At 34.6% G+C, this 1,130-nt stretch carries 1 protein-coding gene; it reads right to left on the reverse strand.

The genetic code is table 11. From position 1 onward, the window contains the following. Positions 1 to 564, reverse strand: a 564-nt coding sequence (locus AAKU52_RS17480; protein ID WP_354335921.1) for a type IV toxin-antitoxin system AbiEi family antitoxin domain-containing protein, incomplete at its 3' end; no start/stop codon positions are given. Positions 565 to 1,130: the final 566 nt, after the last annotated feature.

Raw genomic sequence — 1,130 nt, forward strand, 5'->3', positions numbered from 1 at the left:
AGCATTTAGATCAAACTTAGTGAGATCCTCTTCTTCCATTCTAAGGTTTCCAAAAACATAGTCCCTTGCGGAAGACTGGCTTCTTAAGGTTATGCCCGCTGTTGTAACTATTTTATCGCATAATGCCTTTTCCGGAATCGCTATTATAGCTTGTTGGTCTTTAGACAGACTCATGGAAGCAAGACCAAAGGCGTAATAAGGCAATGGTAGGTTGGTGTAGGTATATAGTCCAATGTTAGTCTGAAATTTCCTTGATGCCTTTGTAGTCATTGAAGTGACCGCAAAAACCTTCTCTGGAATTAGTCCGTAATGGGCAAGCGCACTTTCCATTGAAAGGTAGCTTGGTCCAAGTATATGGTTGGCAAGCAGTGCGCTTTCAGGTCGCTCAGCGTTAAGAGACCTACCTGCAATATAAAGCCCTTTTTTGACCGGTTCAATCAGACCATCTGCTTTTAAAGATAATATTTTATCGTTTGGTCGTTTATAGTCTTTCAAAAGGTCTGCCAGGAGCTGGTGGGTCAGCGGTTGGTTAGATAGCTCTCTTAGTGCTGTTCGAATATCCATTGTAAAATATCAATAAGATAAACGATTTAATTTCGTTTATCTTATATCTAAATTACATAAAATATTTAAATATGCAAAATATTGATAGGATAAACGGTTAAATTCGTTTATCCTATGCCATTTCAACAACAATACTGAATTAAAAGATGGAATCTACTAATGTATATACTTTAAAATATTCCTTCGAATATGATTGAACCTCTAAAATATTAAAGGCAATCATAACACAATTACGATTGCTACTTTTTCCAAACTGACGTAATATTCCTGACTATTTAAGAATCTAATAAGTTCAGGATAAAATTAGTTTTTATTGATGGGCTAAAATTAGTCTTTATATCCATACTAATATTACACTACTTTGCAGAAGTAAAGTTGCAATAACACCACCTCCATATAACTATATCTTATTCAATCTATTACAAGCTATCAAAGAAATGCCGTTAAAAATAAATTTTTGCATCTAATTTCGGATCAAGTCAAAAAGTTGTGGATCAGGTCTTATATTTCTAGCTTTGATGCTTAGATTTCTTACTTCATGCAGGACGGATACCATACCTTAATCA

Origin of the sequence: Pedobacter sp. CG_S7, assembly GCF_040544395.1 — a bacterium.
Lineage (GTDB): Bacteria > Bacteroidota > Bacteroidia > Sphingobacteriales > Sphingobacteriaceae > Pedobacter.